A 14,686-nucleotide genomic window follows, 5' to 3' on the forward strand; every position below is an offset into this window, starting at 1 on the left:
TCAGGGGTTCCTGTCATTTTTGGGGTATCCCTCTTCGTCAAGGTCGTCCCGGTCATCTTCGGGAGTATGAGAAAGAGCGGCATCAACCGGATCAATCTCAACGCTTTCTCCGTTGTCAATGTGCATTCCCAACTCATCTACATCGGTTTCCAGCGAACGGTCTTCATCAAATTCGCCGTCAACATCGTAGGGATTTGCTTCATCATAAGTGGAGTTAAAATCTTCACCGTTTTTGGCTGTAGTGTGATACGGGTCTGGGTGGTCATAGTCCGGGTCATCACTTTTAACATCGTATTCGTAGCTGTTGTCGTCCGGATTATAGTTCAGGTTTTCCTCATCAATGGTTTCGCCCAGCTCATCTTTCAGTGTTTCGTCGCGATCAGGCAGATCATCGTTAAAGCCCGCATCGTCTATTTGATCGTTGTTCATAGGTTTGTACTTTTATTATATAAATATACGCAGTAAAAATCCTGCCAAAAAGCAAATCAACCAAAAAAAAAGATTTAGCCTAAGCTTAATAATGAATCTGTTTCCGGTAAGATGTAACACCACCAATAGCAAATTTAAAACCTAAAGTAACCTGCGAATATGCATCATTATGCGCACCAGCAACATAAGCGTCAAGATTATCGCCCATAATAAAGTTGTATTGGTAACCCAGGTCAATTTTAACCGCAGGCTGGTTGTAACTGTTAAACAGCTTAAACTCATAACCCAGCCTTAGCGGTATAAATATTTCATTTGTTTTAGGTTCGTAGGGCAATACCTGGTCATGCTCCAATAAAAGCGCATCATTCGTTCTATATACAACATTATTATTAATGTATCCTAAGCCCGATGACAGGTAAAGGTTTTTAAAAGCATTGGCTATGGTACTTCTCGAGTAGTCAATTAATTCGCCTGCCTGTACCTGCACCCTGAAAGAGTAAGCACTGAAATGGTTTTCAAATTGCCTTTGTGTACTTGTAGCCGGCGAACCGCCTTTTAAACGGCCTACCTCCACATTAAATACATAATTTACAAACGGGCTTTGATTGTAAGTAAAGTTAAGATTTATAGAAGGTGTTGTTTTTAAGGTTTGTACATCGGTCGAACTGGCCTGGTTGATACCTGCGGCAAAGCCAACATCATATTGTGCATAATCAAAGCCTATTTGGGCTTTGGCTAAAAAAGATACTGAACACAAAAGGATTATAACGGAGGCTTTTAGTATGGATTTTATCATAAATAAACTGCAGCACCTGTATAAAAGGAGCTTGTTTTATGGTAAGCGTTTTATTTTATAAAAATAGCACCAAAGTTTATAAAAACAACAATGCCAGTGTTAATAATTGTCATTATAACGAAATCTATAATTATTCATTGCGTTATTTGATAAAATTCATAAAGTCAATTTTATATATTTGGGCCGTTTGTATAACAAAAACCACATCAGGCATGTCAAAAATAAAAGTAGAGAATCCGGTAGTTGAACTGGATGGTGATGAAATGACCCGAATTATCTGGAAATTCATTAAAGACAAATTGATTACCCCTTACCTTGATCTTGATATCAAATATTATGACTTAGGTATCGAGTACCGTGACCAAACCGACGACCAGGTAACTATTGACGCAGCTAACGCTATTAAACAATATGGCGTTGGTATTAAATGTGCTACTATTACTCCCGACGAAGCAAGGGTGAAAGAGTTTGGGTTAAAACAAATGTGGAAATCGCCAAACGGCACTATCCGTAATATCCTGGATGGTACTGTTTTCCGTGAGCCAATTGTTATGTCTAACGTGCCTCGTTTGGTACCTAACTGGACAGCTCCTATCTGCATTGGTCGTCATGCTTTTGGCGATCAGTACCGTGCTACCGATTTCTTAACTAAAGGTAAAGGCAAACTTACTGTTAAGTTTACACCTGAAGATGGAGGCCCGGAGCAATCATACGAAGTATTTAACTTTAAAGGCGATGGTGTTGCATTAACCATGTACAATACCGATGAGTCTATCAGAGGTTTTGCTCACGCTTGTTTTAACCAGGCTTTAATGAAAGGCTGGCCTTTATACCTTTCAACTAAAAATACCATTCTTAAAAAATATGATGGCCGCTTCAAAGACATTTTTGAAGAGATCTATCAAAACGATTATAAACAAAAGTTTGAAGCAGCCGGTATCACGTATGAGCACAGATTAATTGACGACATGGTTGCATCGGCCCTTAAATGGAACGGTAACTTTGTTTGGGCTTGTAAAAACTATGATGGCGACGTACAGTCAGATACCGTAGCACAGGGCTTTGGTTCATTAGGTTTAATGACCTCAACTTTGGTTACTCCGGATGGTACTGTAATGGAAGCCGAAGCAGCCCATGGTACAGTAACCCGTCACTATCGTGACCATCAGGCGGGCAAACCAACCTCAACCAACCCAATTGCATCTATTTTTGCATGGACAAGAGGTTTGGAATTCCGTGGTATTTTAGATAAAAACACAGAATTGATTAATTTCTGCAAGGCTTTGGAAGAAGTTTGTATTGAAACCGTTGAAAGCGGCAAAATGACCAAGGATTTGGCCATTACCATTAAACCAAAAGTGGAGCACGGTACCGATTACCTGTACACCGAAGAGTTTTTGGCTGCAATTGACGAAAACTTAAAAAAGCGCTTAGGTAAATAATTGCCAGGCAAATTAATATGGAAAAGCTCATACAATTTGTATGGGCTTTTTTGTTGTACATTAATCCCAGGTAAACCAATTTAGCATTTTCAATTATCTATTTAACTCCTAACTTAGCGGTCAAAATACACAACACTATGTCGGCATTATATCCATTAAAATTTAAAACCATATATAAAGATAAGATATGGGGTGGTCAAAAGATCAAAACCTATTTGCATAAAGATTTTGGCAGCCTGCCAAACTGCGGCGAAACCTGGGAAATATCAGGTGTTAAGTCTGATGTTTCGGTTGTAGCATCCGGTGCCCTTGAAGGCGAATCATTAGCCGATTTACTGGAGCAATACAAAGACGAGCTGGTTGGCAAAAAAGTTTATGACCATTTCGGTAACATCTTCCCTTTATTGGTAAAGTTTATTGATGCCAATGATGATCTTTCGGTACAGGTACACCCTGATGATAAGCTGGCTAAAGTACGCCATAACTCATTTGGTAAAACCGAAATGTGGTATATCATTGAAGCTGATCCGGGTTCGACATTGATCACCGGTTTTAACCAGGAAATGACCGAGCAGAAATATGTAGATGCTTTAAACAGCGGCCACATCATGGATATCCTTAATAAAGAGAAGGCAGTAGCTGACGATGTTTTCTTTTTACCGGCAGGCAGGGTGCATACTATTGGCAAAGGTTTGCTGATTGCCGAAATTCAGCAAACATCTGATATTACTTATCGCATTTACGATTTCGACCGCGTTGATGATAAAGGCAATAAACGTGAGCTACATACTGAAGAAGCCCTTGCTGCTATCGATTATAAACATTATCCCGAATACAAAACATTATACGAGCCTACAGAGAATGAAACCGTAAAATTGGTTAGCTGCCCGTATTTTACAACCAATGTGCTTGATTTTGATGAAAGCACATCAAAAGACTACTCGGCCCTTGATTCTTTTGTGATCCATGTTTGTGTTGAAGGTGGATATACCGTTAAATATAACAATGAAGCGTACGCCGTTAAAATGGGCGAATGTATCCTGTTGCCAAAAAGCATCGATAAAATTGAGCTGGAAACAACAGGTGGCTTTAAAATACTGGAAAGCTATATCGAATAATAGCACACGGTTGTTTCCTGCGTTTATGAAAAAACAAATATATTTTTTTTGCCTGGCCACAGTAGCATTACTTGCGGGTAATGCCTGCAAAAAAGAAAAGGGTGAACCTGTAAATGCTTATGCAGGTAAGTATTCGCTGATATCAGAAACTAATATAAACATTACCACCGGTCACTCAGATACCTATACAAACGCCGTATCACCGTGCATAAGTGATAACCAAACTAACCTGAAAGGTGATGGCACATGGACAGCCGCTTACGTAGGCACTGAAGATTGTTATGTTTCACGGACTGATAATAGTTACACTATTATTGGGCAAAAGGGGGCATCTGCGTCAGGTTCCTGGGTGCAAAGCGGCAACCGGATAAAGTTTACTTTGTCTAATAAATCTGTTTCATACGGCGTGGTGAGCAATGTAGGCGGAAAAGTTCAGCTTACATTTAAAGATACCTCCCAATACTTTATTTCTACTTCGGTGTTAATGAAGCAATAATAAATACGGAGCCTTTTAGGTTCCGTATTTTTTTACTTGCTCGCTGACTTGCGGTTAAACGTTGTCAAAAACCTCTTTTAACTGGTTTATTCGTACAGGTTTGAACAGATAGTCAGAAACTTCAGAAATATTTTTCGCCCGGTGGATATCGTTAAGATCAACTGATGAGCTCACCATATAAACAGCGATCTTTTTCCCAGTTCGGGGTTTTATTTTCGCAAATTCATGCATAAACTCCCATCCATCCATAACCGGCATATTAATATCCAGTAATATTACATCAGGTAGGTTATGATCTTCGTTTGCTTTTTTCAATGCGCAAATGGCTTCTTCTCCATTTACAAAATGGCTTAATTGGGTATTCAGTTCCTTTATGCTTATTAATTTTTTTAGGCCGTAAACGTAAATACTATCATCATCCACAATCCAGGTGTTAGCCGGACTTCGCTCTGCAATCATCTATTGGTAATTTAATTATACCAATCTGATAGTAAATTTTGTGCCAACATTTACTGTGCTGTCAACTTTAATGCTTCCGCCTAATGCTTCAATCTGGTTACGGGTTATAAATAAGCCAATGCCTTTTGCATCCGTATTTTGATGAAATGTTTTGTACATGCCAAAAATCTTATCGCCATAGCGGTCAAGATCTATACCAAGGCCGTTATCTTCAAAAATGAGATAAATATGTTTTCCTTCTGTTAAGGTATAGCATTTTATAATGGGCTGTCTGTCGGGGTGACTGTATTTTAAGGAGTTGGTAAGCAGGTTTTGTAAAATACTTTCCATGTAAGCCGGTATATAACTGATCTCACGGCATTGCGTAAAGTCACCCTCAACATGGGCGTTTATGGTTTCAATATTATTTTTTAACGCCGAGCAAATGTTTTTGAACATGGGTTCCAACTCAACCACCTTTCGCTCTTTGGTAATTTCGGTTTGAATCTTAACTATTTCGTTGATGTGTTCGATGGTCAGATCCAGGCTGTCGCTGATGGTTTTAATATGCGAAAAGATTTCCTCCCGTTCTTCAGTTGTTTCGGTTTGTTCAAACAGGTTTACCATAAATTGAAGGTTGCCCGTATGCGAACGAAGATTATGTGAAACAATGTACGCGAAGTTTTGCAGGCGGCGGTTTTGGTCGGTCAGTAAATTTATCGACTGTTCAAGTTTCAGCAACTTTCTTTTTTCGCTGTCGATATCCTGGATAACCCCTTTAACAGATGTGCATTTGCCCAGGTGATCAATCACAGGTACAGCCTTTACTTTTAGCCATAACATATTGTTTTTGGCCGAACGTAAGAGCAACTCAATATCAAAGGGCCTGCTATCTTCAACAGTATGGTTAATAGCATTTTGTAAAACAGGCCGGTACGGAGGCTCAAAAAAACTAATAAACTCTTCAACGCTCAGTTTTAAATGATTTTGAAGATCAAATAAGTCATATACCTGTTTTGACAGCGCAATGGTATTGATGTTTTGAGGATCAATTTCCCAGATGCCTAAGCGCGCTGTTTTAAAGGCATCATCATTGGTGATTTGGTTATGTGCCGATAATAAGTCATCTTGTTTGTAACGGTTGATGTTTACAAGCGAACCGTAAACTATACTGCCATGCTCGTCGTCCAGCTTCCTGATAGTAGTTTCAAACCACTGGTACCCGTTTTTTTTTGTTAAAAAACGTAATTGAAGCGGCGGTGTGTCTTCCGCTATCCTGTTGTTAATAGCGTTGAAAAAATACGGTTTATCCCCGTGGTAAAGCAGATGTTCAAAAAAAGTATAAGCATCGCATTCAATTTCATTGAATTGATAGCCTAATAGTGTATAGAAACCCGTTGACCATTTTACTTCCCTTGTATTGAAATTGTACTTCCAGATCCCCGTATCCAGATCATTGATCAAAGGGGTAAGATGTACATCATCGCCGGAAAGTTTACCCTTTTCAAAAAAACTCATATCAACAATCTGTTCACTAATTCAATTTGCTTTTGACACATGCTTATGATTAAAACGTGTGCCATGATTTGAAGTTTTTATAATTTATAACCATCAGTTGTGTGGCCGTGGCATCTTTTCAATCATTATTCCACATTTGCCCGGTTTCAAATATAATATTTTTGATATTTTCTAAAGTATTCTTTTACTGGTATTTATGGTTTTATGAATATCTGGCCATATCTACTCCTAATTGAAGTAATATTTTACAAAAATATGTTCAGGCTTCATTTTTTGTGTTGAAAAAATGAAGGTGTCCTTCATAAAATTGTTTGATATAATTTAATTGTAAAAAATAGCGGGTACTAAGTTAGTAAATATGGGTGAACTATTAATAGGTATTATAATGTCCTATTTTACAGGCAATTTACCGAGGTTTAACTTTGTAGAAAATATTAAATCATTATTTGCCTATTAGTTCATTAAGCGCGTTTTTTGCAATCCATTTGGCTGATTTGCTGGGCTGGCCATAAATATTGTGTGCAGTGTTAATGGCTTTAACTTTTAATATATTATTCCGTTTGCCTATTTGGCGTAAAGCCCAGTTAATAGCTTTTTTAACAAAGTTTCGATTATCCCAGGCTTCCCGCTCCATAATAGGAAACAAGTCTATAAATATTTCGTCGGGCGCTGTTTTATTGTGAACTGCATATTCGGCCATTAAAACGAAACCGGCACGTTTTACAAATTCCTGCTCATGACTGCTATATTCCACGGCTTTATCAATGGCGAATGGGGTGCGGTCAAAAAGATTACCGCAAACCTGGTCGCAAATATCCCATGAATAAAAGTCGCTGGTCCAGCTGTCCATTAGTTCGGGGGTAACCTGTTTAGAATCGGCTATCATGGAGGCCAGTAACCGGGCTTCATGTATTTGTGTATCCCAAAGTGCCAAAGCCAGCTCATGATCTTTTTTAATGACCTTCGCCAGTTTACGGATCTCTGGCAATTTTACCCCCAAAGCTTGTGAGCTATCAATACCAAAACGGGCCATCCCTTTTAGGTACGCGGCATCAGCTTTTTCTTTAAGCTGTTCAAGTAAAAATGGTACGGCATCCATTTAATTGGTCATGCTTTTCTTTTGGAGTGTATTGTGAATTGGCACTACCTGCATCAGTGCCGCGCTGCAATAAAAAGGGTGCAGCTCCATAACTAAGGCCCCTGCTTTGATGGCCGGGTCGGTTTCGGTAAGTTTTTGGGCTTCTTCCACGGTTTCTACATTAAAAATAAAAATGCCGCGTAAGGGTTGGTTATCCAGAAACGGACCGGCCACAACTAACTTACCTTCGGCCGCAAGGCGGCCAATATTTTTAAGGTGTGCCATCTGCAGCTGCATATTAGCCGCCGAATCTTTGAGTTGTGTTGGCCCTTCTTTTAAAAAGGCCATCACATACTTTTTCATGCCGTAATCATCAGCCCCAAGTTTTTTGGCCAGGACAGCATCGTAAACAGGTTTTGAAGCAGCAGTATTCTGAGCTAAGCAGTTAAAGCTTAATGCAACAGCAGTAATGATAAGTAAAGCTTTCTTCATAAAAGTAATTATTGGTTATATCAAATATAAATAATGCTGGCAAATAAAAAGCCGGGCATTGCCCGGCTCCAAATCATAATTTCAATATTAAAAATGCGAAATCTAAATTCCGAAATCCGAAATCAAAGATTTCCCCTTGCTTCCTGCTCACGCTCAATGGCCTCAAATAGGGCTTTAAAATTGCCTGCGCCGAATGATTTGGCCCCTTTGCGCTGTATGATCTCGAAGAACAATGTCGGTCTGTCTTCGACGGGCTTGGTGAAGATCTGCAGCAGATACCCTTCGTCATCACGATCGACCAAAATGCCTAAACGTTTCAATGGCTCAAGGTCTTCATCAATATGGCCAACACGGTCGATCAGGTCATCATAATAGGTTGAAGGCACTGTTAAAAATTCAACCCCGCGGTTTTTTAGTTCGGTTACGGTAGCTACAATATCATGGGTAGCAAGGGCCAGGTGCTGTACACCTTCATCCTCGTAAAATTCCAGGTATTCTTCAATTTGCGATTTCTTTTTACCCTCGGCAGGTTCGTTGATCGGGAATTTCACATAACCGTTCCCATTGCTCATCACCTTGCTCATCAAAGCCGAATATTCGGTCGAGATCATTTTATCATCAAAGGTGAGGATGTTGCGGAAACCTAAAACTTCCTCATAAAAATTAACCCACTCATTCATTTTATGCCAGCCCACGTTGCCCACGCAATGGTCAACATATAGCAGACCGGTATCTGCCGGGTTGTAGTTATTTTCCAGCTTTTGATATCCCGGTAAAAACAAGCCTTTGTAGTTTTTACGCTCGATGAACATATGCACGGTTTCGCCGTATAATTTGATGCCGCTGGTACGTACTTCGCCATGCTCATCGGTTAGCGTTTGCGGTTGCTGATATGGTTCGGCACCGCGTTTGGTAGTTTGTTCAAAGGCGTCGTAGGCGTCATCAACCCATAGGGCCAGCACTTTCACACCGTCGCCGTGTTTTTTGATATGCTCGGCAATAGGGTGATCAGAGTGCAGGGGAGTGGTAAGCACAATCCTGATTTTGCCTTGCTGTAATACGTATGATGCCCTATCGCGCACTCCGGTTTCGGGTCCGGCATAAGCCAGGTTTTGAAAACCGAATGCACTTTTATAGTAATGGGCAGCCTGCTTGGCATTGCCAACATAAAATTCCACATAATCGGTGCCGTTAAGGGGCAGAAAGTCGGTAGTGGTGGGTTGTTTATCTAAAGTTTGTGTGTTCATTTTAATTGAATTAAATATGTCATTGCGAGGAGGAACGACGAAGCAATCGCATGCTATACAGGGCGAATACGCCTCCGTGCGGTTGCCACGCTACGCTCGCAATGACAAAAGATTATTATTGCCAGCTCTTATAATAATTTTCGTCCTCAATCTTAATCGCGTCTTCCGTTAGCATCAGCGGCCTGAACGGGTCGATCATCACCGCCAGCTCATCTGTTGATTCTTTGCCTATTGATTTTTCGACCGAACCTGGATGAGGTCCGTGCGGGATACCACCGGGATGCAGGGTAATCTGTCCCTTAACTACGCTTTTGCGGCTCATAAAATCACCATCTACATAGTACAAAACCTCATCGCTGTCTACATTGCTGTGGTTATAAGGTGCAGGGATAGACAACGGATGGTAATCAAACTTGCGGGGCACAAATGAGCAGATCACAAAGTTGTTGCCCTCGAAGGTTTGGTGTACCGGAGGCGGCTGGTGTAAGCGCCCGGTTATGGGTTCAAAATCGTGGATGGACAGCGCCCAGGGATAATGAAAACCGTCCCAACCCACAAAATCAAAAGGATGAGTACCATAGATATAGGGATAAATAAGACCTTGCTTTTTGATCAGGATCTTGAAATCGCCATGCTCGTCATAAGTTTTCAGATCGGCCGGTAGTTTGATATCGCGCTCACAATAAGGCGAATGCTCCATCAATTGCCCATACTGGTTGCGGTAACGCTTTGGCGGCCGGATAGGGCTAAAGCTTTCCACAATGAAAAGCCGGTTGGCCGTGCCGTCAAACTCCATCTGGTAGATGGTGCCGCGGGGGATCACCAGGTAATCGCCGTATTGGAACTTGATGTTGCCGAAACCTGTTTTTAAAGTGCCTGTGCCTTCGTGAATGAAAACTACCTCATCGGCCTGACTGTTCTTGTAAAAATAATCGGTCATGCTTTGGCGTGGTGCTGCCAGCGAAATGTGCAGATCGCTGTTTACCAGCACCGGTTTGCGGCTTTGCAGGTAGTCATCCTCCGGCTGTACGTTGAAGCCTATCAAACTGGTATGCTTCAGGTGTTTTTCGCGTGCTATTTTGGGTTCCACACTGTAGGGTTCGCCAAGGGTTTTTACAATGGTGGGCGGGTAGGCGTGGTACACCAGCGAATAAAGGCTCGAAAAGCCTTCGGTTGACACCAGCTCTTCGGCATATAAACTACCATCGGGCTTACGGAATTGCGTATGCCGCTTAGGCGGAATTGATCCTAAACTATGATATAGAGGCATGGATTGGTTTAATTGGTTAACAATAAAACGTATAAAATGCTGATTTGTGTTCGGGCCCAAAAAGTCCGTAACGCATAGCCTGACCATTAAATAAATAATGGTTAAAAAAGATAGACGAAAGAGGAGGGGAAATTAGTATTGCGCCAGCACGATCTTGGCAAGCATAGCATCTCTGAACGATGACGCATCGCTCATGGAGGTTAACCCCAATGAAAACAGGAAATGCATTTGTACGCGCAGCATGATACTAAGTTAAGGGGATTATTTTTAGGATGCAAATTTAGGGTTGAATAGTGAGTGGTTGATTAGGTGAGTGGTTAGTTATTTTTTAATCCTAACGCCGCCGCTCGGCTCCAGCCGAGTGGCGACTATAAAACGGCCTCTGGCCGCCGGCATGATGTATACAGGCCAGAGGCCTGGGAATAATTACCACTCGGCTGGAGCCGAGCGGTGGCCGAAAGTTGTAACCACTAACCTGATCAACGATATAAACTGTTAACTATTCAAGCAACTACTCACCTAATCAACTTAATCAATCATTCACTCCCCAATAATCAACCATTCACTATAATTCCCTCAATCAAAATCATTAGCTTTGATTATACCAATTAAGCTACTCTATGAAATTAGTATCCTATAAAACCGAAGACCGCGAACATCTTGGCGTTTTTGTTAATGGCCACATCTACAATTTAAACTCATGCGATAAGCTGATCCCTGATAACATGAACGAGTTTTTATGGGGAGGGCCCGAACTGATGGAACATGCCGCAAGGGTTAATGAAGAAATCCGGTCGGGAAAGATAGAAGCTAAAGAGGAACTGTTTTTTGAGCTGATAGCCCCGGTACCTCACCCAACATCGTGCCGCGATGGGTATGCGTTCCGCCAGCATGTGGCGTCGGCAAGGCGTAACCGTAAATTGGATATGATACCGGAATTTGATCAGTACCCTATATTTTATTTCACCAATCATAATGCCATACAAGGCCCCGGCGAAATTGAATGTATGCCCGATCATTTTCAAAAGCTTGATTTTGAGCTGGAAGTTGCCGTTGTTCTCCATAAAAAAGGCCGTAACATTACAGCTGCCGAAGCAGATAGCTTTATAGCGGGATATATGATCATGAATGATATGAGCGCCCGCACCTTGCAAATGGAGGAAATGCTGCTGAACCTTGGCCCGGCGAAAGGTAAGGATTTTTCGACGGTGATTGGTCCCTGGCTGGTAACGCCCGACGAGTTAGAGCAATATAAAATACCCGCAAAATCTGGTCATACAGGTAATGCTTATAACCTGGATATGAAATGCGTGGTGAACGGGAAACAGGTATCGGCAGGTAATATGGCTGATATGGACTGGACCTTTGCCGAGATCATTGAGCGTGCTGCCTATGGTTGTGATGTTTTGCCGGGCGATGTAATTGGTTCGGGTACTGTTGGCACAGGTTGTTTTCTTGAACTGAATGGCACCGGTGTACTTAATAATGCAGATTATGAACCACAATGGCTGCAGCCGGGAGATTTGGTTGAAATGGAGGTTACCGGTTTAGGCATGCTCGGGAATATTATTAAAAAATCCAATAGTGATTTTTCGATATTGAAGTTGAAGAAGTAAGAAATAATACCGGTAAGCATGAAATGCGTCATTGCTATAACCCACCAGGGAACCCCGGGAAAAAATGGTTATGACCTTTAAAATGTATTATGACGTGCGGGGCCGCGTTAGGGATTGCAGTGAAAAGCCCACAGCGCGTGCAGGGATTGCGGGTAGGAAAGGCGAGGACTTGTAACGGAAAGCCCGGGCCGCAGGCAACGCCCATGTTATAAAATTGATCGAGAAAATATACTTAATAATCAATAACTTATAATTCCGTCATTATAAGGTACGAAGCAATCCCAAACTATACAGAGGGACTTGTATAGCTTCTCTGCCAATTGGGGATTGCTTCGTACCTCGCAATGACGGTGAAAGTAAAACGTCCATGCCCACCATCCACATATCCGATCTTTCTCCTGTTCAACTGCAAAGCTACCTGAACTTTGCGGTAGCTCCGCGACCGATTTGCCTGGCCTCCACAGTTGACAAGGCCGGGAATGTAAACCTGAGCCCTTTCAGTTACTTTAATATTTTCAGCGTTAATCCGCCCATATGTATTTTTTCGCCATCACGGCGGGTGAGGGATAATACCACCAAACACACGCTCGAAAATATCAGGGAAGTGCCCGAATGCGTGATCAATATTGTTAATTATGATATGGTGCAGCAAACTTCGCTCTCAAGCGTAGAGTATCCGCAGGGTGTTAATGAGTTTAATAAATCGGGTTTAACACCTGTACCATCCCAATTGGTAAAACCGCCACGCGTGGCCGAATCATATGTGCAGTTGGAATGTGTGATTAACGAAGTGATTGAATTGGGGCAAAGTCATGGCGCAGGTAATCTTGTGCTTGCTGAAATTAAGCTGGTCCACATTAATGATGCCGTTTTAGATGCAGAGGGCAAAATAAACCAAGCCAAAATGGACCTGGTCGCCCGGCTTGGCGGCGACTGGTATTGCCGGGTTACCAAAGATAGCCTGTTTAAAGTAGCCAAACCCAATACCAAAATGGGCATAGGTGTTGATGCACTGCCTTATGCTATCCGCAACTCAAGGGTTCTTACGGGTAACAACCTCGGGCAATTGGGTAACCTCGAAGCTATACCCGGCGATGAAGCTATCGAAGTCTTTGCGCTTACCCCGGAGATAAAAGAAGTACTTGATGCCACCATCGGCGATAGTCAGACCCGTGAGTTGCAATTACATTTGAAAGCTAAACAATTGCTTGAAGAAGAGCGGGTTGAAGAAGCTTTGATGGTGTTGCTGATGGAATGATAGCTGAATATGCATTCTTCTGCCGGCGTAGGACGGATCATCAGCTACATCCCTTTAAAGTCTGTTATAGTATTTCCGTCATACCGGTACACTCCACCCATAGCACCAAACCAAATATTTCCTTTATCATCTTCTAAAATCCCAAAAACCATTGGCTTATTAGTGATTTCGGTTACTGACGGCTTTTTATCAGACAAGGATTTTTCATCGTAACGGGAAAGCGCCCAGGCCGCTGTATTAGCGCTAAAACCAGAAAGTATCCTGTTGGGGTTATCAGCACTTTCTGAGCTTGTCCAAATGTTTCCCTTTTTATCTTCGTAAACATAACCCGCAAATTTCCGGGTGAAATTGGTAAATGACCTACCATCGTAGCGCCACAGTCCATCACTGCCGGCGAGCCAGATATTGCCCTTTTTATCTTCCATTACAGAACGAACATTGGTAAAAGGTTTGCCATTACGGCTGAAAACGTTAAACATTTTTCCGTCGTACACAAAGGTGTTGCCTCTTGTGGCAAACCAAAGCTTGCCCGTTCTGTCTTCAATAATTGAATTAACTTCATAAGGTGCCCTATCCGGAAATGTTTTCCCTGTTGGGTCTTCATTCATCCCATATCCGTTTATGATATAATTCCGAAATGATGTTCCGTCATACCGGCTTGTTCCACCCCAAACGCCGAACCAGATACTGCCTTTTTTATCTTCATAAATACTTACAACATCATTATTGAGAAGGCCATCCTTTATTGTAAAATTACGAAAGGATTTACCATCGTAACGGTAAACACCTGAACCGATAGAGCCAAACCACAGGTTGCCTTTCCTATCTTCTAAAACAGAAAAAAAACGGGCCGAACTCACTTTACTTGTGATATTGGTAAAAGATTTCCCATCGTATCGAAAAATACCATCAAATGCAGCAATCCAAATGTTGCCTTTTTTATCTTGTATGATATTACGGGTAATACGGTTAGGCCCGGCGAAAGGAATTACGCTTTCGGCATGTTTTTGCTGGGCCTGTGCAGGGGAATAAATTACTCCTGCCAGCAGTATAATCAGGCAGGACAAAACGTTTCTTTTATTTTTCATATCATATCAAGTTGATTCAGCGAAATTACTCTGATACCTTTCCGTCAGAAGAACCTGGATTGTAAATAAAAATGTAAACTTTGTAAATAAAGGCTCCATATTATGCCTGATGGCCGAAGTCTCCTCTCCCGGGGAATGCAAATCCTTGTTCGGATTGACATTGAGCGTGTGTTAACGCCAGAATTGTTTCGGAAGAAATAGAAAAAGCGAGGGATTGTGCGATTCCCTCCCCTGGGAGGGTGTAGGGAGGGGTTTTAGCGAGATACCTGATCGTTGCAAGGCGTATAAACCCCTCCCTGCCACCACGAAATCCAGCCGCACCCCTCCCAAGGGCATAGCCGTCAACTTAAGGAATAGAAAGCGGGGGAGGGTGCGATTCCCCTCTTGAGAGGGGCGGAGG

Annotated in this window: 14 protein-coding genes; 5 read left to right on the forward strand and 9 right to left on the reverse strand. The window is 42.0% G+C overall.

The window, feature by feature from the left end:
- Together ACP26M_RS00615 and ACP26M_RS00620 are read right to left on the reverse strand one after the other, a co-directional pair.
- Entirely contained in the window at positions 1 to 429 is a 429-nt protein-coding gene (locus tag ACP26M_RS00615; RefSeq protein WP_426585226.1) for a hypothetical protein, read from the reverse strand.
- Between the two features lie 85 nt (positions 430 to 514).
- The gene (locus ACP26M_RS00620; protein ID WP_426585228.1) at positions 515 to 1,225 is read right to left on the reverse strand and encodes a hypothetical protein; all 711 of its coding nucleotides are present in this window, start codon (positions 1,223 to 1,225) and stop codon (positions 515 to 517) included.
- Between the two features lie 212 nt (positions 1,226 to 1,437).
- On the opposite strand from ACP26M_RS00620, the gene ACP26M_RS00625 reads away from it, so the two are divergent.
- The 3 genes from ACP26M_RS00625 to ACP26M_RS00635 all read left to right on the forward strand — a co-directional run bounded on the left by ACP26M_RS00625 (position 1,438) and on the right by ACP26M_RS00635 (position 4,281).
- Entirely contained in the window at positions 1,438 to 2,667 is a 1,230-nt protein-coding gene (locus ACP26M_RS00625; RefSeq protein ID WP_426585230.1) for an NADP-dependent isocitrate dehydrogenase, read from the forward strand.
- A gap of 137 nt (positions 2,668 to 2,804) precedes the next feature.
- Positions 2,805 to 3,785: a type I phosphomannose isomerase catalytic subunit gene (locus ACP26M_RS00630; protein ID WP_426585232.1), complete on the forward strand. Its 981-nt coding sequence runs from the start codon at positions 2,805 to 2,807 to the stop codon at positions 3,783 to 3,785.
- A 25-nt stretch (positions 3,786 to 3,810) separates the two neighbouring features.
- The gene (locus ACP26M_RS00635) at positions 3,811 to 4,281 is read left to right on the forward strand and encodes a hypothetical protein (protein WP_426585234.1); all 471 of its coding nucleotides are present in this window, start codon (positions 3,811 to 3,813) and stop codon (positions 4,279 to 4,281) included.
- A 54-nt stretch (positions 4,282 to 4,335) separates the two neighbouring features.
- Here ACP26M_RS00635 and ACP26M_RS00640 read toward each other — a convergent pair whose 3' ends face one another.
- The 6 genes from ACP26M_RS00640 to ACP26M_RS00665 all read right to left on the reverse strand — a co-directional run bounded on the left by ACP26M_RS00640 (position 4,336) and on the right by ACP26M_RS00665 (position 10,324).
- The gene (locus tag ACP26M_RS00640) at positions 4,336 to 4,740 is read right to left on the reverse strand and encodes a response regulator (protein ID WP_090528481.1); all 405 of its coding nucleotides are present in this window, start codon (positions 4,738 to 4,740) and stop codon (positions 4,336 to 4,338) included.
- A 15-nt stretch (positions 4,741 to 4,755) separates the two neighbouring features.
- On the reverse strand, positions 4,756 to 6,237 hold the full coding sequence (locus tag ACP26M_RS00645; RefSeq protein WP_426585237.1) for a PAS domain-containing sensor histidine kinase: 1,482 nt from the start codon (positions 6,235 to 6,237) through the stop codon (positions 4,756 to 4,758).
- Between the two features lie 442 nt (positions 6,238 to 6,679).
- Entirely contained in the window at positions 6,680 to 7,336 is a 657-nt protein-coding gene (locus ACP26M_RS00650; protein ID WP_426585239.1) for a DNA alkylation repair protein, read from the reverse strand.
- A complete protein-coding gene (locus ACP26M_RS00655) occupies positions 7,337 to 7,807 on the reverse strand; it encodes a YciI family protein (protein WP_426585241.1) in 471 nt (156 codons plus the stop codon). It abuts the gene before it with no gap.
- 122 nt (positions 7,808 to 7,929) lie between these two features.
- Positions 7,930 to 9,054 (reverse strand): 4-hydroxyphenylpyruvate dioxygenase, encoded by a 1,125-nt coding sequence (gene hppD / locus ACP26M_RS00660; protein WP_426585243.1) that lies wholly within the window; start codon positions 9,052 to 9,054, stop codon positions 7,930 to 7,932.
- Between the two features lie 115 nt (positions 9,055 to 9,169).
- Positions 9,170 to 10,324 (reverse strand): homogentisate 1,2-dioxygenase, encoded by a 1,155-nt coding sequence (locus ACP26M_RS00665; RefSeq protein WP_426585245.1) that lies wholly within the window; start codon positions 10,322 to 10,324, stop codon positions 9,170 to 9,172.
- Between the two features lie 620 nt (positions 10,325 to 10,944).
- Between ACP26M_RS00665 and ACP26M_RS00670 the strand changes: the two genes are divergently transcribed.
- Positions 10,945 to 11,940: a fumarylacetoacetate hydrolase family protein gene (locus ACP26M_RS00670; RefSeq protein ID WP_426585247.1), complete on the forward strand. Its 996-nt coding sequence runs from the start codon at positions 10,945 to 10,947 to the stop codon at positions 11,938 to 11,940.
- A 367-nt stretch (positions 11,941 to 12,307) separates the two neighbouring features.
- On the forward strand, positions 12,308 to 13,198 hold the full coding sequence (locus tag ACP26M_RS00675; RefSeq protein ID WP_426585249.1) for a flavin reductase family protein: 891 nt from the start codon (positions 12,308 to 12,310) through the stop codon (positions 13,196 to 13,198).
- 44 nt (positions 13,199 to 13,242) lie between these two features.
- Here the strand turns inward: ACP26M_RS00675 and ACP26M_RS00680 are convergent, their stop codons facing one another.
- Entirely contained in the window at positions 13,243 to 14,286 is a 1,044-nt protein-coding gene (locus ACP26M_RS00680; protein WP_426585251.1) for a ligand-binding sensor domain-containing protein, read from the reverse strand.
- Positions 14,287 to 14,686: the final 400 nt, after the last annotated feature.

The organism is Mucilaginibacter sp. R-33 (genome assembly GCF_049949235.1).
In the GTDB taxonomy this organism is placed as follows: domain Bacteria; phylum Bacteroidota; class Bacteroidia; order Sphingobacteriales; family Sphingobacteriaceae; genus Mucilaginibacter.